The 22,124-nt window shown below is 58.4% G+C and carries 15 protein-coding genes and 2 pseudogenes; 7 read left to right on the top strand and 10 right to left on the bottom strand.

Annotated features, from left to right (window positions below; genetic code table 11):
• Window positions 1-161 precede the first annotated feature (161 nt).
• Window positions 162-265, bottom strand: a pseudogene (locus AC1D1M_RS28025) (IS110 family transposase); the annotation flags it as partial.
• A 3-nt stretch (window positions 266-268) separates the two neighbouring features.
• On the opposite strand from AC1D1M_RS28025, the gene AC1D1M_RS28020 reads away from it, so the two are divergent.
• Window positions 269-376 carry a helix-turn-helix domain-containing protein gene (locus AC1D1M_RS28020; RefSeq protein ID WP_477778186.1) on the top strand — a complete coding sequence of 36 codons (108 nt, stop codon included), beginning with the start codon at window positions 269-271 and terminating at the stop codon, window positions 374-376.
• On the opposite strand, the gene AC1D1M_RS28015 is transcribed toward AC1D1M_RS28020, so the two are convergent.
• Window positions 373-1,278 (bottom strand): hypothetical protein, encoded by a 906-nt coding sequence (locus tag AC1D1M_RS28015; RefSeq protein WP_477778185.1) that lies wholly within the window; start codon window positions 1,276-1,278, stop codon window positions 373-375. The genes AC1D1M_RS28020 and AC1D1M_RS28015 overlap by 4 nt on opposite strands.
• Before the next feature lie 337 nt (window positions 1,279-1,615).
• Here AC1D1M_RS28015 and AC1D1M_RS28010 point away from each other — a divergent pair.
• A pseudogene (locus tag AC1D1M_RS28010) lies at window positions 1,616-1,948 on the top strand (isochorismatase family protein); the annotation flags it as partial.
• Window positions 1,949-2,145: 197 nt separating this feature from the next.
• Here the strand turns inward: AC1D1M_RS28010 and AC1D1M_RS28005 are convergent.
• Window positions 2,146-4,656, bottom strand: coding sequence for a putative bifunctional diguanylate cyclase/phosphodiesterase (locus tag AC1D1M_RS28005; protein ID WP_477778184.1), 2,511 nt, complete (start codon window positions 4,654-4,656; stop codon window positions 2,146-2,148).
• Between the two features lie 1,157 nt (window positions 4,657-5,813).
• Between AC1D1M_RS28005 and AC1D1M_RS28000 the strand changes: the two genes are divergently transcribed.
• On the top strand, window positions 5,814-6,332 hold the full coding sequence (locus AC1D1M_RS28000) for a cysteine hydrolase family protein (protein ID WP_150755275.1): 519 nt from the start codon (window positions 5,814-5,816) through the stop codon (window positions 6,330-6,332).
• Between the two features lie 375 nt (window positions 6,333-6,707).
• Here AC1D1M_RS28000 and AC1D1M_RS27995 read toward each other — a convergent pair whose 3' ends face one another.
• The 5 genes from AC1D1M_RS27995 to AC1D1M_RS27975 all read right to left on the bottom strand — a co-directional run bounded on the left by AC1D1M_RS27995 (window position 6,708) and on the right by AC1D1M_RS27975 (window position 13,004).
• Window positions 6,708-8,027 carry an outer membrane protein transport protein gene (locus AC1D1M_RS27995; RefSeq protein ID WP_477778183.1) on the bottom strand — a complete coding sequence of 440 codons (1,320 nt, stop codon included), beginning with the start codon at window positions 8,025-8,027 and terminating at the stop codon, window positions 6,708-6,710.
• Window positions 8,028-8,177: 150 nt separating this feature from the next.
• Window positions 8,178-10,079, bottom strand: coding sequence for an acyl-CoA synthetase (locus tag AC1D1M_RS27990; RefSeq protein ID WP_477778182.1), 1,902 nt, complete (start codon window positions 10,077-10,079; stop codon window positions 8,178-8,180).
• Window positions 10,079-11,035 carry a fumarylacetoacetate hydrolase family protein gene (locus AC1D1M_RS27985; RefSeq protein ID WP_477778235.1) on the bottom strand — a complete coding sequence of 319 codons (957 nt, stop codon included), beginning with the start codon at window positions 11,033-11,035 and terminating at the stop codon, window positions 10,079-10,081. Before AC1D1M_RS27985 ends, AC1D1M_RS27990 begins: the two co-directional genes overlap by 1 nt.
• 175 nt (window positions 11,036-11,210) lie before the next feature.
• Window positions 11,211-12,302: a VOC family protein gene (locus tag AC1D1M_RS27980; protein WP_477778181.1), complete on the bottom strand. Its 1,092-nt coding sequence runs from the start codon at window positions 12,300-12,302 to the stop codon at window positions 11,211-11,213.
• Window positions 12,303-12,389: 87 nt separating this feature from the next.
• Window positions 12,390-13,004 (bottom strand): TetR/AcrR family transcriptional regulator, encoded by a 615-nt coding sequence (locus AC1D1M_RS27975; protein WP_477778180.1) that lies wholly within the window; start codon window positions 13,002-13,004, stop codon window positions 12,390-12,392.
• A 228-nt stretch (window positions 13,005-13,232) separates the two neighbouring features.
• Here AC1D1M_RS27975 and AC1D1M_RS27970 point away from each other — a divergent pair, with 228 nt between their 5' ends.
• Complete coding sequence (locus tag AC1D1M_RS27970; protein ID WP_477778234.1) at window positions 13,233-14,468, top strand: NADH:flavin oxidoreductase/NADH oxidase family protein; 1,236 nt, start codon at window positions 13,233-13,235, stop codon at window positions 14,466-14,468.
• A 188-nt stretch (window positions 14,469-14,656) separates the two neighbouring features.
• On the opposite strand, the gene AC1D1M_RS27965 is transcribed toward AC1D1M_RS27970, so the two are convergent.
• A complete protein-coding gene (locus AC1D1M_RS27965; RefSeq protein WP_477778179.1) occupies window positions 14,657-15,301 on the bottom strand; it encodes a TetR/AcrR family transcriptional regulator in 645 nt (214 codons plus the stop codon).
• Window positions 15,302-15,303: 2 nt separating this feature from the next.
• Window positions 15,304-16,962: a bifunctional 3-(3-hydroxy-phenyl)propionate/3-hydroxycinnamic acid hydroxylase MhpA gene (gene mhpA, locus AC1D1M_RS27960; protein WP_477778178.1), complete on the bottom strand. Its 1,659-nt coding sequence runs from the start codon at window positions 16,960-16,962 to the stop codon at window positions 15,304-15,306.
• Between the two features lie 276 nt (window positions 16,963-17,238).
• Here mhpA and AC1D1M_RS27955 point away from each other — a divergent pair, with 276 nt between their 5' ends.
• The 3 genes from AC1D1M_RS27955 to AC1D1M_RS27945 all read left to right on the top strand — a co-directional run bounded on the left by AC1D1M_RS27955 (window position 17,239) and on the right by AC1D1M_RS27945 (window position 22,107).
• Window positions 17,239-20,136, top strand: coding sequence for an ATP-binding protein (locus AC1D1M_RS27955; protein WP_477778177.1), 2,898 nt, complete (start codon window positions 17,239-17,241; stop codon window positions 20,134-20,136).
• A 120-nt stretch (window positions 20,137-20,256) separates the two neighbouring features.
• Window positions 20,257-20,472, top strand: coding sequence for a hypothetical protein (locus AC1D1M_RS27950; RefSeq protein ID WP_477778176.1), 216 nt, complete (start codon window positions 20,257-20,259; stop codon window positions 20,470-20,472).
• 117 nt (window positions 20,473-20,589) lie between these two features.
• Window positions 20,590-22,107 carry an efflux transporter outer membrane subunit gene (locus AC1D1M_RS27945; protein WP_477778175.1) on the top strand — a complete coding sequence of 506 codons (1,518 nt, stop codon included), beginning with the start codon at window positions 20,590-20,592 and terminating at the stop codon, window positions 22,105-22,107.
• The last annotated feature ends 17 nt before the right edge of the window (window positions 22,108-22,124 follow it).

Raw genomic sequence — 22,124 nt, 5'->3', positions numbered from 1 at the left:
GGTACATCACTAATGAACAATCTCGGATTAATACAAGTTCGGGCGGCACTTCGCATCTCGCCGCAATCGACTGCGGTCGTGACAGGCAAATAGCGGCCAGAAGATGTCGTTGGAATAGCACCGCAGTTCTGTGGGAGCAACTGTCTTCACCATGCCACTCGTCACCGCCATTCGGTGCCGTCCCGCAACATGGCATTCAGCCTAATCAGTAAGACCCGCATGCAGGCAAGAGCGCGACTTTCGCGCTCTTGCCTCGCTCCCGAAGAGCGTGACCACTTTCGCCAATGAAGTCGGCTACTCCAACCCCAGTCACTTCGCCCCTGTATTTCGCAAGCACACCGGTCTTTCCCCAAGCGACTACCGGCGCCAGCGTTAGGGCTCTGCTGGCCGCAGATAGGGCTCGATAAAGCCGCAGCCAAGGATCTCGTTCAGGCGTTGCGCATCGTTCATTCGGCGAAACAGTCCAATAGTCTTCCACGGCGCGTGACCATCGACATTGGGCGCTCCCAATCCGGCCAACAGGTCGGCGATCAGTATTGATCGGGTCTCGAAAGATATGCGTGTCAGCCCGGTGCTATTGCCGACGCCGGCATGGGCATGAGCTCCGGAAAAGGCGATCAGGCTCCCCGGAGCGATATCGACGGCAATCCCCTCCTGCGGGCCGATCGCTTCCAGCAGATGCGGAATGGCTTCGTCGGCATCCACGGCATTGCGGCCGTCTCGATGGGATCGCTGCAAAATGGCGCGCATATCGAAATCTGCGCTCGAATTACCCAGCGGTCGCTGCCAGAGGCCTGGATACAAGGCGACGGTACGCCCTGCCGCGATGGGATAGATGGGCGCCCACCAGTTGGTTTGTGCATAGATATTCGACCCCCAGGTATCGCGGTGAAACGCGATGGTGGCCGTCGTGCGGGCACGCGGCGTCGACTGCCCTGGCTCGCAATGCGGCTGAAAACGCAAATGCAGGCGATCGCACGCCAGGGTATCGGGGGCGATGCCAAGGCTTTGCACGACGTCCTGCCAGCGCTGCTGGACCTCAGCCGAGCCTGCGAAGTCGTTCTGAATTTTCGCAAAGCGCTCAATCTGCTCAGGGTGGCTCAAATGGCGATGGATCTGTTGCGGCGACCAGGGATGCAGCGCGTCTTCGAGGAACGCACGCGTATATTCCACCAGCGCCGTCATGGGCTGCAGGTCAGCGAAGCGAATGATCTCGCCAGCATAGATCCGGTCATGCAATTGGCGAGCGGTGCTCGGTATGGCAAGCGAGCTGTACATGACTGGAAGTCCCCTGAAGGTGCGCCCCTGACTTTAGATCCACGCCGATTGTGGCGAAAGTGGCAGGTGGGGCGAAAAAGCGCGGATCAGACCCTGGGGACGTGAGCAACAGGCGACCTTCAAGCCATGAATGGGGCGCTTATGGCAGTTCTTAGCAGGCAGTTAACGGCCACTAACGGACATTGACCAAGGGCCGCTTTCGGCCAGAACAATCATTTGAATGCGCCGAGAAAAAACGATAAGGAGGCACAAGGATCAAAAATGATCTGGCACCTAACAAGCGTTAGATTCCCATTGTATTAGAAGACAGCCCCTTACGAGCTCATAGCCTGAGATGTTGTTTATCGTCAACGCCATGGACGATGAGAACTTCGCCTCAGCGGTCAAGGCTACGGGGCGCAAGAAACTGATCATCGCCGGGGTCACCTATGACGTCTGCACGGTCTATCCGGCGCTGAGCCTGGTGCGTGATGGTTATGAAGTACAGGTGGTTGCTGATGGCGGCGGTTCCCCTGGCGTAATGGCGGATGATATCGCCCTGCGCCGGATGGAAAAGGGCGGTGTGACGCTGACCACTACCAATCAGTTGATCGCGGAGCTCGCAGGAAGCTGGGCTACGCCCGAAGGTGGTCAGTTGGTACAAGTCCTGATGACGGCACTTCAAGGCTAAATACACCTGTGAGCGATTTGCAGAACCATGATGTGTGGTTCTGAAAATCCTCAGGTGGGCAAGAAGGCTCGCTCCTACTAGCTGTTCGAGGCTACCTCCGGCAGTTGCGGGTGCGAGCCACATTTGAGTCGACCTCTCATCGTCCGCATTGGGTTGAATCCACCGCCGAAAGCAGACGTTCCCAGGCACCTACGAAGTTATGGCGATTTAGTCTTGGTCCGTGGGAAATCAGTGCTCGCCATTAATCTTTCGTGAACATACTCCTCAAATTGTTCGGCTGGCAGTGGCGGGGAAAACAGGAAGCCCTGGTAGGTCTGGCAGCCATGCTTGACCAGAAAGGTGCGCTGAGCTTCTGTCTCCACACCTTCTGCAATCACCGAAAGCCCCAATATCTGGCTCAGGCTCACAATCGCGCAGGCGATGGCGGCGTCGTTGGGATCAACCAGCACATCTCTGATGAAGGACTGGTCGATCTTGAGTTGATCCAGCGGAAGGCTCTTCAGGTATGACAGTGACGAGTAGCCGGTTCCGAAATCATCCAGCGAAAGGCCTATGCCGATCACTTTCAACTCGATCATTTTGGCGACAGTACCTTCCATATCCTCTATCAGCAGGCCTTCGGTCAGTTCCAGTTTCAATTTCTTCGGATCGGCCCCCGTGTATCTCAGTACTTGCAGTACCTCCTCGACGAAGTCCGGATGGTGAAACTGGCGGGCGCTGACGTTCACAGCCATACCCAGTCGGGCGGTTTCCGAATGCTTTGCCCAGGCAACCAGCTGAGTGCAGGCTGCCTGCAGCGCCCAACGGCCTAACGGTAGAATCAACCCCGTTTCCTCTGCCAATGGAATGAACTCGCCTGGAAACACGACTCCGCGCTCAGGATTCTGCCATCTCATCAGTGCCTCTGCGCCAATGATACGGCCCTCACTATTCACCTGCGGCTGGTAATGAAGAAGGAATTCGTTGTCCTGCAAGCCTTGGCGCAAGTCTACTTCCAGTCTGGCGCGTGCCGTGGCAACCGCCTGCATTTCCGGATCGAAGAAGCGCATGGTATTGCGGCCCGCCGCCTTGGCGCGATACATCGCCAGGTCAGCGCGCTTCATAATATCGTCCACTGTGCTCAGCTGCCCCTGGAACAGCGCAATGCCGAGGCTGGGGGTGCTGTGATGCTCATATCCATCCAACTGGTAGGAAATGTTCAGAGAGTTGAGAATCTTTTCGCCAATAGCCTTGGCCTGGATAGCTGCTTCTGGAGGATTCTCATTAAGGCCATCCAGCAGGACGACGAATTCGTCTCCGCCCAGGCGAGCCACGGTGTCGCTCTCGCGTATGCAGCCGCAAAGGCGCAGAGCAACTTGCTGCAGCAACATGTCGCCTCTGTCATGCCCCAGCGTGTCGTTCAGTGCCTTGAAGTTATCCAGGTCAATGAGAATTATCGCGCTCGTATGCAGGCTACGGGAGCTGCCCGCCAGCAGATGCTGTAACCGGTCCAACATGAGCCGCCTGTTGGCCAGCCCGGTCAACTGATCGTAGAAGGCCAAACGCTGGACCTCTTGCTCAGCGGTCTTACGGTGGGTGATGTCAGTATTGATCGACAGAACGGATTGCGGCTGGCCATCATCGTCTCGCACCAGGGTTCGATGACTTTCGAGCGTGATGGTGCAGCCATCCCGGCGTCGAAGTGTAACTTCGTCCGCCCAGTCACCCGTTTCTATCAGGCTGTTAGTGGCCGCATTGAAAGCGGCGCTACCCTGGTAGATCAACTCCTGTGCCGATTTGCCGAGTGCCTCTTCCTTTGACAGACCGTAGAGACGCTCGGCACTTTTGTTCCAGTACAGGATGCGGTTATCCATCCCGTGAACGACAATGGCGTCCTGGGCCTTGTCCAGCAGCGATGCTTGCTGGCGGGCCTGCTTCTCGCTTTCGCGCAGCACTGCCAGATAACCTTCCCTTTCGGCTGCTTGCGACTCCATTTCGCGCCTGATCTTGCCCCCGTAGATAACGGCCGCACTGACCATCAGTAGCACGAACACCATGATCGCGTATTCGACCCGGCGCAGTTCTTCGACCGACTCAAGCTCCTCCTCCAGGAGCTTGCTTTGAATCAGGCCAACGCGATCCCGCACGGTACTGAGTGAGGCGAGCAACAGGGCAAACTTCCTGTCCATCGTTGCCATGCGTTTGCCGGCATTATCCGACTGCCCCTCCCTGAAGTAGGAAAAGATCAGCAAGGCCTCGTTCACCATTTCGACCATCGCGGCATCAATTGCACCCACCTCATCCTTCAATGCAAGGGTAAAGGCTTGTATATCTGCACTGTGTTCAGCCTCATTGGCGATCCGTACTTCCAACTGTTTTTTGGCCATTGCCAAATGCTCGTTGAAGGCGCGCAAGGCTTCATTCATGTTCCGCGATTCGGCTTCAACATTATGTGTATCGAACACATTATTGCCCGGCGCATTGACTGTGGAAGCCAGGCTGCCCAGCGTTGAATAGCTCGACAGCTGTTGGACCCACGACTGGTTTGCCTTGATGGAGCGGTGATAGGTATCGACGATCAGGTGATTCAATAGCACGCTCAGCACAACAACCAGCACGTCGAATCCCGCAAGAAAAAAGTACATGCGGTGCCATTTGGTCGAGCGCGGCTTATTTGAACTGGTGGGTATGGCTTGCTTTGCGGCGCTTTTATTCCTGAAAAAATCCATTTCACAATCTCCAAACATAATCCTTCTAAATTGACCAATAGAAGCGGTATTCGGAAACCAATTAACCTTTTGTGCCGACACCTGAACCTGAGAACACACCGCACGTAGCATTAGCCAAATTTTTTCTCTGTTCTGGATTCACGCTGGTTTTCGTGAGCGAAGCTCCCGAGACAAGCAATAGCTACCGAAGCTATACGTCTTAAGTGTCATGCCAACCAACTATTCGACACTAAGCAATGCATTTGGCGATGCTAATTTCATGGTGAAATTTTTTACTCTCGGAAGCAGTCTCTTAACATTTCGGCGATAAAACGAAATCATTTTCATTTGTTGTATTTGACATCATCGTTTCAGGTAACGATTCTCCTCGCTCTCCATTGTAGAACTGAATGTCGGCAATCACTTTTGCCAGATGTTCTGTTCCTTTCAATTTCCTCAGCCTCGTTCTGCGCCTCTGGCGAGCGTGCAGACCTTGGCCAGCATGTCTGGGGTGAGCATATCCCCGTTTTCGCAGTGCCCAGCCGCACCGTAGCGAAAGTCGATTCGATCCTGAGTGATCCCAACAGATCTAGTCCAAACCCTGCGCCTGCAGGTGCAGGGTTTGCTCCATGTCTTCCCGAGTGTCGTTGCGGATTTGCGCCCCTGAACTGGATGCTTCACGCAGAATAGTCGGGTGACATAGGCACGTTGCGGGTCATTTCCGCGCAGCCTGCCGGACTGCCTGATCAGTTTCGACAGCAGACCAAGCATAGCCACTAATTTGCCATTCTACTGTTCGCCGACTGCTCCAGGTCGGTAGCAGCCCTTGATGGTCGGCAGCTTTCGGCCAGCCCGTCAATCACAGCGTGAGTCCGTGTCCGCTATGGGTTGCAGCCCTTCGAGACAGGCAGCAATAGCCAAGAGCGGTCGTTGAGTCCCATCCGCATGAAATGACTTTCATCCCGAGCATGCTCACTTGCAAGACCGGCGCGCCACAGTTAAGGTCATGCGTCATGACTACGCCATGCATCGAATCGACCACAACCTTCACGACCGCCACAGGCGGGTCGTGGGAGGTTGTGTGAGTTAAAACAACGCATAACCCCAAAGACCCGCCAGTAATGGACCGGGTCTTTTTTTTGCCCCGGTTTTATTGGCACAAACGTAAGGAAACGCACATGTATGCACTTCTGATTCTCGACATGCAGGTAGGGCTTGTTCACGGCCCGGATAGACCTTGGGGCAGTGAAGCGCTTCTCGATACATTGAATAGGCTGATGAGAAGTGCACGGGAGACTGGCGCCCCCATCTTTCTCGCCCGCCACATAGGTCCGGCCGGGTCTCCTATCGAGCCGGGTAGTCCGCTCACCGAGCTTGTCCAGGAGTTGCAGCTAAGGGGTGACGAGGTGATTTTTGAGAAAAAACGTCCCAACGCCTTTGCTCAGACTGAGCTGGCCGGTCAGCTACGCGAACGCGGCTGTGAAGGCATCGTCGTTACAGGAATGAAAACTCAATACTGCGTAGATAGTACTTGCCGTGCTGCCCGCGATTGCGGCTTCGATGCTGTGCTCATCGCCGACGGACATACCTGCTCTGATACTCCAACGCTCAAAGCAGAGGCCATCGTTGCCCACCACAATGCAACCTTGGCGGGGCCATTCTGCCGAGTCGTTCAGGCTGAGGAATGGAGTTTCTAAGAAACTCCCCTGATCGACCCCGGCCAGGGTCGATCAGTCCGCTTGGCGCTGATGGGTTTCTTCTCCACTGGCCACTTTAGCCAAAAGCAGTCGGTGGCGATTGCAAAGCGGGGCCAACAACCGTCTCTTACCCTTGAGTATCTTTCGCAGGGGGCGATCATGAAGCGATTCATCGAAGGTGGCGATACGTGCAAATCGACCGGCACATTCTCGAACGGGTTATTGCCGACAACCCACCAACTACTGCGAAAGTATTCGCGGCAGTTGGTGCTGATTGACAGGCGGAACTGCATCACGCCCGTAGGGAAAATTGCCTATCGATTAAAGGCGGAAGGCTTGTGCAAATCGACGCCATTAAAAATGGAGCTCTGTCGATTAGTACCGATAGGTTGCCTGCACTGAAACTCCATTCGCACTATTGTCATATTTGGCACTGTATTCAGGCTGAAGACCGGAGTTGTTCGACTGTTTTACGGAAACTTTGGAATCCCAGAGATAACCATAAGCAAAGTCTATCGTCAGATCGGCATCCGGCGAATAAGCACCGCCCAAGGTCACGGCCTGGCGATTCCCAACCGGAACGCGCACGCTGCGATCGGCATTCCTGATAGGCGACGGATCATAGGCGTAGCCTGCGCGCAGCAGCCATTGTTGGTTCAATTGATAGGACGCGCCAACTGCGGTGGCCCAAGTGTCACGCCAGTTCATTTCTTCGGTCACACTTCCCAGGCCAGCCGCCTGGCCCAGGGGGGAAAGACCGCTGTTGACTGCCTCGACCTTCTTGATCCGGCTCCAACGTTTCCAGGTGGTTCCCAGGTATCCCGTCCAGCGACTATTGAAATGATGGGTGATAGACGTGTCCACGGATTCGGGCATAGTGAGGTCTATCTTGTTGTCATACTTTCCGTCCAGCGGGATAACGCTCGGGGAGCCGGAAATCTCAGTATGTCCTTCGAGTTCATAGTCAACCTTCGAGTGATAGTTAATCCCCCAACGGGTTGCCTCAGTAAAGTCAACCAAGATGCCGACGTTGTAGCCAAGCGCGGTGTCATCGCCTTTGATGGTGACCAGTGTGTCCTCGCCGTTGTTCAGGGCGCCGGTGGCCAGGTAATTCTGAAGCTTTGCATTGAAACGATTTATGGTCGGTCCGCCTCCAATGGACACGTAATCATTGATCCGATAGGCAATGGTGGGCTGCAGGGTTATTTCCTTGGTCGTGCTATAGGAACCATGGTAACGGCCCTGAAAAGTGCTCTCGTAATCATTGATCAGACCACTCGGAGCATAGAGACCCAGGCCAATCGAGAAACGATCATCAAGTGGCGTCGACATATAAACGAAGGGCACAACCCCCAACGGTACCGAGTCCCCTTTATTCGTTCCCGGGGCACTGCTCCGTGCATCACTGATGTCATCGCTCACCGAGACGACCGCGGCTCCGCCGGAAATCTCACTACGCTTCAATTTGGTCAAGCCCGCCGGGTTGCCAAAGATGGTGCTGGCGTCCAGCGCGGACGACGATCTTCCCGCATAAGCAGTTCCCGCGCTGCTTGCACTTTGTTCGTTCAAGGCAATGCCATTGGCCCCCGCGCTTGTGGAAGCGCTGAGTATTGCCGCGGCACCTGCGAATTTGATCCAGGAAGACACTTCTCGCACAGCTGAGTGACATGGGGTTGCACGGTTGCTCAGTTTCATTTCCCACCTCGTATTGTTGTTATTGATTGGTGCGCAGGCAAAGCTTCGCCTTCCGGTGCACTTGGCAGTGCCGGTTGGAGTTGATCGAAGTTGTGAAAGGCCCTGGCTGACTACTACCAGGGCTGAGGTGCCGAACTTACGCAGTCAGGATCATTTGAGCCACTCCACCTGAAAGCTATAGCGACCAAGAAGAAGGGCCAGGGACTCTTGATTCCTCCCGGCCCGGATGCACGCGACCAACCCGCGTTGTTCATGCGCAATGACCTCGATCTCGATGCCCTTCAGACACATGCGTTCCACTTCCTGCCGAACTACTCGGGTCACCTCGCGCTGCTGCAAGGCGGGTTTGAAGATCTTGCCAACCGCCGTCAATGGCAGTGCTTCAAGGATTTCGATCCGCTTGGGAATGGCCGCCCGCTCACTGATGTGGCGCTGAGCAAACTGCTCAAGTTCTTCAACATTGCAGACGTGGCCTGGTCGCAGTTGTACGTAGGCGACCGGCACTTCACCCGAATAGGCGTCCGGGCTACCGATGGCAGCAGCTAACGCCACCGCTGGATGGGCTTGCAGAGCCTCCTCGATTTGCTTGGGATCGATATTGTGGCCGCCGCGGATGATCAGCTCCTTTTTGCGCCCGGTCAGCCAGAAGTAGCCATTTTCATCCTGGCGCCCCAGATCGCCCGTATTCAGCCAGCGCTGACCATTGATGTTGATCCACAGGCCCCGGTTATGGCTTTCTTCAACATAACCCTCGAACAGGTTCGGACCCGTGATCGTGATCAGACCAACTTCGTCGGTGTCGGCGTCGCGCAGATACTCTCCAGCGTCATCGAGCATGACTGCACGCATGTCCTGGTAAGCAATCCGTATGCCGATGGAGCCAATGTAGCGCTCACCATGGGGCGGATTGATCGAGGAGACGCACGCGCCTTCCGTGAGTCCGTAGCCTTCGAGGATCTTCACCCCGGTCCGGCATTCGAATTCCCGGAAGAGCTCAACCGGCATCGGTGCGGCGCCACACATGGCAAAGCGAAGGCTGGAGAGGTCGCGCCCCTCCAGTTCATTTTGCAAAAGCGCGGAATAGACGGTTGGAACGCCAGAGAATAGGTTAATACCGAAGTGTTCAACCATCTCCCAGAAACGTGGGATAACACCCTCTCCTCGATAGCCTTGCGGCGTGCCGAGGATGACATGATCACCTTGGGTCCAGGGCATCAAGCCTGTCACCAGCTGTGCGTTCACATGAAACAGCGGCAACCCACAGAAAATGACTTGACCGCCACTACGTGGCTGCAAGTGTGCGGTCACGGCCCACGCATTGAAGACCTCCGCCCCATGCGTGCGCATCGCAATTTTGGGCAGCCCGGTGGTGCCGCCGGTGCAGAAATAAGAGGAACGCTCCTCAGGGCGCAATTGCCGGTCGCTCTTCAGGTGCGTGCCTGGCTGAGCATCCATCAACGTTTGTAATTCGTGAATCGTGGCCCCCCTGTGCACCTCACGTTCTTTCTGTGCCAGGGATTCAAGCGATTCACGCTGAGCTACATCAACATAGGGTCCCATACCAACCCAAACGACGTGCTTGACCTCGGGAAGTTGATCCAACTGCGAGGCCAACTTAGGCCATAGGTCACTGCCCGGCGTCGGTGCGAGCGTTACCACCACGCTGGCCTTGGCGGCCCGCAGCAAGGCAGCCATCTGTTTGGCTTCCTGCAGTGGGTTGATCGCCATGACGACACCGGCCGCTTCACCCCCCCAGATGGTGAAGTGAGTTTCCGGCAGGTTGGGCAGGATGAAGGCCAGCACTTCACCCGGGGTAATGCCCAGGTCGTGGAAAGCATTCGCCGCTCGAGTGATATCTTCGACGAGTTCGGCATAGCTCCATTGGTGGGTGTTCCTGAAGCAGGTAGCGTCGGCGAAGAAACTCAGTGCGGGCGCATTGGGAGAACGTTCGGCTGTACGCGCCAGTGCTTCATAGGTGCTGGAAGCCAAGCCACGTTCCGACAAGGGGACTCGTTCGAGACTTTCAATGTCGTTCAGGGTCTGCACAACCATTAGGCTTCCCCCACGACTCGGTTGCGTTGCACTCCGAGGTCGATGACGCCATCGGCGCTGCGAATACGCGCCTCAACCACGTCACCTGCCTTGAGATATTGCGTCCGGCCCTCCTGCGCCTTGAGGAAAAGCTTCCACTTGGTGGCTTCTGGCATCAGGGCCGCAATGCGCTGTTTGGCAGGCGAAGGTACCGTCAGAGCGCAGCCGGCAGGAGTACCGGTGGCGATCAGGTCGCCAACGGCGAGATCTTGCACTGAGGAGAGTTCGGTAAGGGTTTCAGCCGGACCGTAAACCAGGTTGGCCGTGCTGTCGTTCTGTCGCACCTGGTCGTTGACCGTCAGGCGCAGCTGCAGCTCTTTCAGGTAATGAATGCTCGTGGCATCCAGAAGGCAGAGGTACGGGCCGACCGGACCGAAAGTGCGGAAGCTCTTGCCCTTGTAGAACTGCATCTGGGGAATCTGAATGTCACGAGCCGAGTAGTCATTGACGATGACGACACCTGCAATGAACTCATGCAGATTGGCGTCGGTGACAGAAACAGAGCTGGTGATCGCGCGTTTCATCACAAGCCCCAGTTCAATTTCGTAGTCGAGAAAGCGCACGGTGCTCGGCTTGATCAGGACGCTGTCTGCGGCCACCAGGCAACTGGTCGCCTTGGTGAAGATCATGTTGAATTTCTTCGCATCCGGGTCCATGCCCGACTCGATCATGTGCTGACGATAGTTGGCGCCCTGGCAGAGGAACTGCTGGTTACGGGTCACCGGAGACAGCAGCTTTACTTCGCCCTCCTCCAGCTCAGGGCCTTTCAGTTGAGCGAGATCGTCGATGCTGTTCTGGTTGATGAAGTCACCGGTGGTTTCAAAAGCACCGGGAACCACCGTGATATGGCCTTGGCGTAGCACGCCCCAGTGGATACCGTTCTCGAATTCAAAGCGGACTACGTGTACAGCAGACATTGAAGGTACTCCTGGAGCAGCGTTTGTCCCGCGCTCGATGGCGCGAGAACTGTGGTGTTGTTCTGAGGGTGGGCTGGCGACGCTGTAGATCAACGATCCGCCGGCGATCAAGGCACCGGCTTTGAGTACGTCTCGCCGGCCATATCGTGTAGCGTTGCCCGACATGGCGGCCGCTCTACCCGAACATCCGCATCAGCGTGATCAACTTGCGAATCGTTAAGTCCGGGCTGCGCCGCAGGTTGCGGATCAGGGCTCGTACATTGCTGAAGCTCATCCTGGGTTTTGTAAAACTCTTGGGCATACGCTGCCCCCACTGCGCCATAGCCTCGGGACTCACGGGATGGATGCCCGTAGGATGTATGGTGGTAAAAACATCACCGTCGCAGTAGTGTTCGTGCTTATCACCCCAAGGGTCTTGCCAGTAATCGAAGATCTGACTGCCCAGGATGTGCCGGCCGATTCCCCATGAGTGCTCCCAACCCCGCTCTCGCAGGACCCGTTGCCCCATGCCCACCGCGTCTGCGTCGACAACTTCATAGGCGCTATGGCTGTAGGTCGCCATGAACCCCTGCGCGATCGCGAGCGTATGGTGATCCGCGGGGGTTTCACCGAGATCAAGGCGCATGAAGGCGACAATGGGGGTCCCGTCGGGGAGTACCTGCACATCGCTGGGAATAAACCCGAAATGCTGGGTATACCAGGCACAGGTCGCTTGGTAGTCGGCCACCTCCATTACGATGTGACCAAGTTTGATTACTTCAGGTGGTGCAATCGGTGGGCGCTGCGTGGCGTTGATTCGCGATTGCTCTTGCGCCAGATTCCAAGGAAGTGGGGCTCTGTGTGCCAGGGTTTTACTTGGCGTCTGGCCACAAACTGCTTCGACGGTAAACCCTGAAGGATCGGTCAGTCTGAGGTAATGCCCGCCGCCAGGATGTGTCGATGTCTGGATCGATGACGCACCTGGAATTTGCGTCAGCTTTTCCAGATCCTTGAGCGATTGGACTGCCAGCCCGAACCCGACAAAGCATGCATTTTCTGCACGGTGGACACGGTAACAATAGGGAGCCGGTTCAGTGCCGCGCAGATAGAGCGTTTCGGCGTTCTGATGACTGACGGTCAGGCCGAAGTCTGTCAGGAAATGCGCCGCCTCATTCAAGTCCGGCCTTTGAAAGATCAGGTGAGTCAGACCTTGGGCTTTAACCGTCGGTTGCGGATGCCGGACAGGCTGTTGTGTTGCCAACTGGGGCATTTCATTTTTGTTATTCATTGTTCTTGTTTTCCAGTTTTCAGGGCAAAGCGATCCCCGAACCCCTGAAAATTCCAGGGGTGTTTTTTGTTGAGTCGGTTACCGCGCTCAGTCGAGAGGAGGAAGTGCCGGCAACTCTTTGGTTGCCAGCGCTCTAGCCTCCTCGAGAGACACACCCAATGCCCGCAGCACGAGTTCCGCTGTGTCAGATCCCGATTCGCGCCACGTTCTGTGCCCTTCCAGCACCAGAAAAATCGATCCCAGGACGCTGCTGGAAATCAGCGTCAGTACTGAGAGCAATTGCTCCTGCGCAAACGTGTAGCGCCCAGTGGAAAGCCCGCTCAGAAGATCCGTAGTCGCTTGGCTGCTGAACATTTCGCGCAACGAAGAATTGCTCATGGCGAATTTATGGATGAAGGCCCCCCACTGGGAGTCCTCGTGCGCTCGACGAATGAACAATCGAATGCCATTGGCAAGACGCTGAGCCGGATCAGAGAGGGAATTGAAGCTCTTGTTGACGCGCTCATGCATCTCCTTCGCGAGATGGCTGGCGACCGCCTCGAACAGGCTTTCCATGCTGTCGATGTTGCTATAGACCGTTCCGCGCGCCACGCCTGCCTCTTGCGCGAGGTCGAGAATGTTCACTTGTGAGGTGCCTCTTTCAGCGAACAGGCGAAAGGCGGCTTGATGAATGCGGCGCTGTGTTGGATTCAGGGATTCCACGGTTCTCTCTCCAGGATTACCTTATGGATCGATTGAACACTTGCGTTCATTTTACGTCAACACTATTTTTTAGCATGTTGGATTTTCCGTCCAATAACCGACCGTAAACCTAACAATATGGACGCCATGATCGATGTCATCGGGTCAATAAAAGTCCTGCACATTGACATAATTGAACACGCGTGTTCAATTATATTGGCCGAATTTTTATTAATTGAAGGACAGAACATGACCGGCTCAAAGCTCTTCAAACCGCTTCGATTGCCCAACGGCACGGTGATTCCAAACCGAATCGCCAAGGCTGCCATGGAGGAGAACCTAGCCAATGAGGATCACGCTCCTGGGGAAGCGCTGGTTAAGCTCTATCGGCGCTGGGCGGAGGGTGGTGCCGGTCTGATCATCACTGGCAACGTCATGGTTGACCGCCATGCCTTGACCGGACCGGCTGGTGTGGTGCTTGAGGACGATCGCAACCTGGGCCAATTCAGGCTATGGGCCGATGCTTGCCGAAGTCGCGGAGCCCAGGCCTGGATGCAAATCAATCATCCCGGACGGCAGCTATTGGCTTCCATGGGGCAATCGGCACGGGGCCCCTCCGCGGTGGCTGTCGACATTCCCGGACTATCAAAGGCTTTTGTGCCGCCCAGGGCCTTGGATGAGCAGGAGATCGAAGAGCTGATTGAGCGCTATACCCATGCCGCAGCGCTAGCCGAGCGTGCCGGATTCACCGGCGTGGAGATTCATGCAGCGCATGGCTACCTGTTCAGCCAATTCCTTTCGCCCTTGACCAACCGGCGTAGCGACCGCTGGGGTGGCAGCCTGGAAAATCGTGCGCAAATTCTCCTGCGAACCATCGACGCAATACGTCAGCGAGTGGCACCGATCTTTTGCGTCGCTGTGAAGCTCAATTCCGCGGACTTTCAGCGAGGCGGTTTCGATGCCGAAGATGCGGCTCGGGTGGTGGAAATGCTCAACGCCAAGGCGGTCGACCTGGTCGAGTTGTCGGGTGGCAGCTACGAAAGTCCGGCAATGCAGGGGCAGACCCGCGATGGCAGCCGCTTGGCTCGAGAAGCCTATTTTCTCGAGTGCGCGGAGAAAATAGGAGAAATAGCGCGCATGCCGCTGATGGTCACCGGCGGCGTGCGCAGAAAGGAGGTCGCGGAGCGAGTGGTGAGCGGCTCGGTGTCGATGGTGGGGCTTGCCACCGCGTTGGCAATCGAGCCGGCCCTGCCAAGCCAGTGGATGGCAGGTCAGGACACCGAAGTGGAGCCCATCGTCGTGCGTTGGAAGAACAAGGCGCTGGCATCGCTTGCAGTGGCGTCGGTGGTCAAGAAGCAACTCGGCTTGTTGAGCCAAGGCAAACAGACAAAACCCAGGACGTCGCCACTCATGGCATTGATCGGCAATCAGCTGAAGTCTCGTCGCCAGGCGAAGAACTATCGGCAATGGATTGGCCGGGTTTAGCCTAATGCCAGTCAGTTAAGGCGCAAAACCTGTGGGAGCGAGCTTGCTCGCGATAGCGGACTGTCAGGCAACGCAGGTGTCGACTATGCGATCGTCATCGCGAGCAAGCTCGCTCCCACAGGAGTTGCGGTGTTCAAAGCGTTAACTGACTGGCATTAGGGCTTAGCCGGCCGATGATGACATCAGGACTAGGGTAGCGGCTTACCGGCGATTCTCTTGGCTCTGGCAGGTGTTACGCCCAGAGCCTTGAGAATCATCTCGGCGACCCGCTGGTCGTGTTCCGCCACTACACGCCCTTCGACAACCGAGCGCATGGCGCCGGTTGTGCACGATACGACCATGTCCAGGGCGATCCCCTCGTCCTCATAAGCGAAAGCCCCCGCGCGCAGCCCCTCACGCAGGTCGCCCAGCACATGAGCAGCCAAGCGCGAGCGCATGGCCTGATCGGAATGGATGATGCGCAGCAGCGCGTTGGCCCATTGATGGTCGTACGCGGCCCGGCATACGAACATGCGCACACCAATCGAAAGTCGCTGTGCACCGCAGTGCACGCCCGAACTCAGGGCGGAAATGGCATCGGAGAACTCACTCGCCATGGCGATGCCAACCGCCTCGAGCACTTCGTCGCGCGTTCGAAAATAGTTGTAGATGGTGCCGTTGGATACCGCGGCCTCCGAGGCGACATCGAGCAGTGCAATCTCCCCCACCTCCTTACGTGCGACAAGACGCAATGCCGCATCCACCAGGCCGCGACGGGTGCGTTCACGCTTCTTGTGGCCCCGAGTGAGAGGCTCTTGCTCAGTTGCTTCTGAAGGAAAAGTGGGGGAAGGCATCTTCAGGCTCTTAATCGAGGGGGCTCGTTAATGGTAATGGAAACGCTATCGGCTGTGGCGTCGGCGCTAGCCAACAGGTCCATACAGTCTCGAACAAGACTGCCTGCCTCTACTCCGGGGGCGTGGTGCATGATGATACGGTCGGGGCGAACCGCAACCAGCGTGCCTTTGGCAGCCAGCGGCAGGATGCCATGGTTCAGGTCTTCGATGAAGTCGCAAGTGCTGTCGGAGCGCTGACCGCAGGGTCCGATCTGCAAGAAGTGGCCTCCCATTTTGTCCCAGGAAACGACCTGAGCAGCGGTCAGCAGTGACAACGGGTCAACACCGAATCCAACCAGGGTCAGGTTGGCTCCAAGAGCATCGTCGCTCAGTTGGATCTGCTGCTGCATGTTGCGAACCCAGGCTTGGGGAAACAGACTGCCACGAACCAGCTTGTCGCCACGACGATGCTGCACGAACAGACCCTGTTTGAAGATGTTCTTTGGCTTGATGTCCAGCTGCTCGAAGTACTTTCTGGTAGCGGGAGTCAACGCCAGCGTGCGCATCAGGCCGTGGATGAAGAAAGCTGCGACCTTGTTTCTCGGCATCACCAGGCGGCCCATGAGTTTCGCCAGATTGATCATCGCCTGGGCATGGGGGCGACGCTCTACGTCATAGGTTTCGAGTACTGAAGGCGCGGCCTGGCCGCGAAGGACCCAGGCCAGTTTCCAGGCAAGATTGGCTGCATCGCGCAGTCCCGCTACGAGACCTTGCCCGACAAAAGGGGGGGTGATGTGGGCTGCATCTCCCGCAAGAAAGATGCGTCCCTTGCTGAATCTGTTGCAGCAGCGCGCGTGGAACCGATACACCGCCTTGCGCTCGATTTCCAGCTCCTGCGGATTGATCCATGGCGCGATCAGTCGGGCTATGCTTTCGGGGCTTTCCAGCTCTTCCCGGGATTCGCCCGGGTGTAGCATGAACTCCCAACGCTCCCTTCCGCCGGGAGCGGGCATGTGCGGCGTTGGACGCCGTGGATCACAGATAAACTCAACGTGATCGATGGCTGACTTATGCCGATTCCTGGCATCGACAATCAGCCAATCCTCACCATAGGTCTGCCCTTCGAATTCCTGGCCAATCAGTGCCCTGACCCTGGAGCTTGCGCCATCCACACCTACCAGGTATTGGGCGCGAACGGGATACGTCTGACCATCATCGCCCCGTACGGTGGCGACCACACAATCTGATTCCTCGACCAGGTTCTCGAGCTCGAATCCTCCCAGGCTGGTCACTGTCTTCAGCCGGGAAACCTGGCTGCGCATCGCGTGTTCGAGGTCGGGTTGATAGAAAGTCACCAGTTTGGGATGGCCGTCGATGCATCCCGCGGTATTGGCCCGACCGAATTGCCCGAGGACCGGGGAGTGCATCCTCACTTCAGGGATAGCGATCTTCTCGAAAGCGTCTTCCGACAATCCGGCGAGTTGCAGGATGCGAAGCGCCTCGTTATCCAGAGCAATGGCACGGGGCATCAGCAGGACCTCATGGGTCTTGTCCAGTACCAGTGTCTTTACCCCATAGCGGCCGAGCAGCGCCGCGATTGTCGCCCCTACCGGACCGTTACCGACGACCAGCACATCGACAGCGGTGGGAGGCAGTTCGGTAGCTTTCTTGTTGTTGTTCATCTCGAGCCCTTGTTGTGATTGAAGTCGTGAGACGTAGAGATCTCATCGTCAGGCAAGGTGAAGGTAAGTAATATTGAGGAATATTTCAATATTGATATTTTTGTCATTAATGTTCTGGGATCATTACCGCACCGTGACGAGGCCATATGAGCTATGCCGAGGGCCAGTTTCCGACCGGTGAGGCTTGGCTTCTGAGTCGATCAGCGTTGTTATTGGAGTGACCACGTGCCATGCCTCACGAGGGCACACCCATGTTTTAGTCTTCAGGAATCCAACGTGGCGCGTCCGCAGTCCCATCCGAATCCAGTCCAGCTCTGCTTCGTCGAGTTCAAGCTCGACGAGGCCAACGCGTGCTTGTTACGTAACGGAGAAGCCGTGGCGTTGGCGCCAACGCCCTTCACCCTGCTGTGCGCACTTGCACGCCAACCTGGATCGCTGGTGACCAAGGATGCCTTGCTTGATGCCGTGTGGGGGCATCGGTTCGTCAGCGATTCAGTACTGAAGACGGCCATCAGCGATCTGCGTAAGGTGCTGGGCGACGACCCCAGGCAGCCCCGCTTCATTGAGACTGTGTCGCGACGCGGCTATCGCTTCATCGCCGCGCCCTCCCCTGCGCCTTCGATGCCGTCGGCACCCGCTACGGTGCCAGCGGCCGAAGCGTATCCATTACCGACATTCATTGGTCGCACCGACAAGCTTTCAAGACTGCAGCGGGCATGGGAACGGGCTTACGGCGGGCAACGTGCAGTGCTCTGGCTTGCCGGAGAACCGGGGATTGGCAAGACCACGTTAATCGAGCATTTCCTCGCCAGCCTTGGCGGCATTGCCTGCGCACGCGGCCATTGCGTGGAGCACTACGGCACCGGCGAGCCGTACCTGCCGGTGTTGGAGGCGTTGGCCGATCTGTGCCGCAGCGACCCTGCCCTGCCGACGCTGATGCGCGCCGTGGCGCCGACCTGGTTGCTGCAACTGCCGTGGCTGAGCACCGCGCAAGAGCGAGACGCGTTGCGGCGCGAGCTTGCCGGCATCGGTCCGGATCGCATGTTGCGGGAAATGGGTGAACTGCTGGACCGTTACACCGAGCAGCGGCCGCTGTTGCTGATAACCGAAGACCTGCACTGGAGCGATCGGGCGACGGTCCAGCTCATCGACTATGTGGCGCGGCGACGTGGCCGCACTCGGCTTATGTGGCTGGCGAGCTTCCGCGTCGCCGAGGTGGTCGCGCTCGATCATCCGCTCAACTCGTTGCGCCACGAACTGCGCCTGCAACGTCTGTGCGAGGAAGTGGTGCTCGATCCATTCTCGGAAACCGAGGTCGCTGACTATGTCGCGCTGCGTTCGGCCTCTCTGGCCCGCGATGAAGCCTTCGTGCGTGCCCTGCACGAGCGCACCGACGGTGTGCCGCTGTTCGTGTCGTCAGTCATCAGCGAAGTGATGGACACCACGGACGACGACGCCACCATCGAGGCCCGGCTGGCGGGGATGGCGGTTCCCGAGAACCTCGCGGCCATCATTGATCACTACATCACCAGGCTCGGGCCGGAGCAGCTTGCGCTGCTCTCGGCGGCAGCGGTATACGGAGTCGAATTCCGGGTTGAGACGGTTTCGCTGGCCCTCGAACGCGACCTCGCTTCTGTGGTCCACACCTGCGAGGAACTGGTGCGCGAGCAGGTGTGGCTCACGCGGTCGCGGGCCGCCGAACCCGAGGAGACGGTGGAGCAACCCTACTCGTTTCGTCATGCCCTCTTCCGCCAGGTACTATACGACCGCACGCCGCGCTCATTGCGCACCCACCTCCATCGCCAGGTTGGCACTGCCCTCGAACGCGAGCGCATGACCGGCGTGCCGGTTGCTGCCTCGGAGCTGGCGACGCACTTCGACCGGGCCCGGCAGCCGATGATCGCGCTGCGCTATTACGCCGAGGCCGCAGAAGCCGCGCTGCTGCACTTCAGCCCGGCCTTGTGCATCGGTCTCACTGAGCGCGCATTGGTCCTGCTGCGGCAGGCACCAGAAGGGATGGAGCGCGATGCACTCGAAATTACCTTGGCCACACTGCAGGGGGTGTCGGCCTTCCACACGTTCGGTGTCGGCAGCGAAGCCAGGAACGCGTTCGAACGCGCGTACACGCTGCTAACGAATGTACCCGAGCATCCAATGCGCGGTCGCCTGCTGCACGGATTCGGCTATCTGCTCGGTCTGCGCGGCGACTATGCGCTGGCGCTGGAAGTGGCGGAACGCGCCGAAGCCCTCTCGTGCGAGGCGAACGATCCAGTGCTCATGCTGGTGGCGTGCATCGTGCAGGGCGAGGTGCACCATCTCCAGGGTCGCACGCAGACAACCCGCAGTTGGCTAGAGCGCGCCCTCGCAATCGCCGAGCCGCTGGACATCGGGACGAACGAGATCTTTGCGGTCGATCCTCAAGTCATGCTGCACGGTATGCTGGCCATAGAACTCGTGCGTTCTGGCCTGGTTGAGCAAGGCCGGGCCCACATGCAGCGGGCGCGGACCCGCGCGCAAGCGCTTCGCCAGCCTATGACGTGGCTGGTCGCTGCCTGGCAGGAGGTGCTGATCGAGGTGCGGCTGGGGAACCATCAGCGTGTAGCCGCGCTGGCTGACGACATGCAGAAGTTAGTCGATGAGTATTCGCTCGCACTGGGGCGAACGGCTTGTCGCTGGTGGCGCGGCTGGGCCGACGCGCGCAACGGTGCACCGCGCGACGGCTACCGTCGCATCCGTGAGGCCTATGAAGAACACACCGGGCTTGGAATGCGCTCCGGTGCCAGCGAGGTGCTCGGCTACGCCACCGAGGCACTGCTGCTCGCAGGTGATTGCACCGCAGCGCAAGTCGAGCTGCAGGAAGCATTTCGGGTGGGCGAGGAACTGGGCGAGCGCGTATACCTGCCACAGCTATTGCTGCTGGAGGCAGCGATCTCGCGAGCACAGGGTCAGCCCGACGCCGGCATCGTTGCGGTGCGGCGCGCGGTTGAAGAAGCTCGCGCACAGGAAGCACCGTGGCTGGAGATGCAAGCGCTGGTCGAACTGTGCGAGCACCCTGACGCTACGGCCGAGGACCAACAGGCATTGGCCACGCTGGTTGACCAGTCACCCGAAACTGACGCAACCGAGCTGGCGAAACGCGCACGCTCGCTGATTCACGCGGCCAAGCCGGCTTGAAGCAACGCGATTTCTCTGCGGTAAGGGTTACTGTCCCGACCGAAGTCTGACCTTTCGCTTACGACTCGCCCCAGGGAACCGCTTACGCTGTCGTCGAACTTTCCTGCCCCCTGGCCTGCGATGATCCTGAACCCTGAATCCAAATACCCGAGCCGCCGCTCGTACGTAGTGAAGCTGCGTAGCGACACCGCGCCGGGGGCCCTGGTGGGCCGCCTCGAAAACCTGGTCACCGGACGACAGCGCGAGTTTTCGTCAGCCGAAGAGCTGCTGGAGTCGATTGCCTCGGACCTCGCGTTGGCAGCCGGCGAGCACACGCCAGATGCCGACGGCGAGTGACGTCTCCCACATGAATATGCGCTCGATATGGCGACCGAACGGCGACCCTTCGCTGACGACTTCGCGCACCCCGGGCCATACGCTGATGCCACCTCGAATCTTCACGAGTCCAATGCGATGCCGCGACTTCCAGCTTCCTTTCCACTGCCCCTTCACACCGCTCGGACAACCTTGAAACGGGCCGAGCGCCCGGCCGGGCTCGCCGTTGCGGCCGCCCTTGCCACTTCGATCGCCCTCGCCCTGGCCGGTTGCTCCACGCCGGTCGTCAAGCCGTCGGTCGACCTGCCGAGCAACTTCGCCGCGAGCACGGCCTCCGAAATGGAACCCGAGGCGGCGTGGTGGGAGGTCTACCACGACCCGTTGCTGACGGATCTGGTGCACCGGGCAGCGCGCGAGAACCGCGACGTCAAGATTGCCGCCGAGCGCCTGCGCGCGGCGCGTGCCGGCGAAACCGTCAGCCAGTCCTGGCTGCTCCCGAGCGTCGGCGCATCCGTCTCCGGCAGTGACCGCCGCAGCGGCTACAACTTGGCCACGAAACAGGGCTATCCGGATACCAGGACCACCAGTGTGGGTCTGGACGTCTCGTGGGAACTCGACCTGAGCGGCCGTCTGCGCGCCGGCGCAGCGGCGGCTGACGCCGATGCGCTGGCCGCGGAACACAGCATGCGTGGAGTGCGCCTGCTGGTGATGAGCGACGTGGTCAGCAACTACTTCACACTGGTCGGTGCGCAGCGCCAGGTCGCGACGCTTCGCGCAATCTCAGCGATGCAGGACGAGACGCTGCGTCTGGTCACCGCACGTCAACAGGTCGGGCTGGCATCCGCTTTCGACGTCGAACGCGCGCAGACCGACGCCTTGTCGGCGCGGGCGCAGATTCCGCCGCTGGAAACCCAAGTGGCGGTGGCACGTCACCGTATCGCAGTGCTGACCGCAGACCAGTCTTTCAACACCACAAACATCCAGCCTTCAAGCGGTGATTTGATCGACGTGCCCGAGGCCAAGCCCGGCCAGCCCGCCGAGTTGCTGCAACGCCGACCTGACGTACTGGCGCTGATGGCACAACTCGACGCCGCCAATGCTCGTCGCCAGCAAGCGAAAGCTGAGTGGTTCCCGCAGCTCTTTCTCGGCGCTTCCTTCGGCCGCCAGGGTCTCAACCTGAACGGTGCCGATCTCGGCGCTGCGCGCTTCACCAACGTCGCGGGCCTGTTGGCGATGCCGCTCTTCAACGCCGGGCGCACGCAAGCGATCAACGAAGCGGCCGAAAGTGCTCAACAAGAGGCGCTGCTGCGCGCGGAAGACGGCATCGTACGGGCGCTCGAGGATGTGGAAAACGCCCTCGTCACGCTTGCGCAGGAACGCCGCCGCTCGGGGTCGCTGCAATTGGCCGCCGCGTCCTCTGAGGCTGCACAGAACCGCGCCCAGTCGCTGTATAACCGCGGGCAAATCGACCTGTTGCCACTGTTGGATTCGCAGCGGGCACGCCTGGCGGCACGCCTGAATTCCAACGAAAGCAACACCCGCCTGCTGCTCGATAGCGTGCAGCTCTACAAGGCACTGGGCGGGGGCTGGCAGGTGTTCGAACAACCCTCCAACCCAACCGCATCCGCCAAAGCCGACCGGCCACCACTTTCCTAAGAATCTGTCGTTTTCCA

The organism is Pseudomonas sp. P1_F7, assembly GCF_056405655.1.
This window is presented reverse-complemented; position numbering and strand designations above follow the sequence as displayed.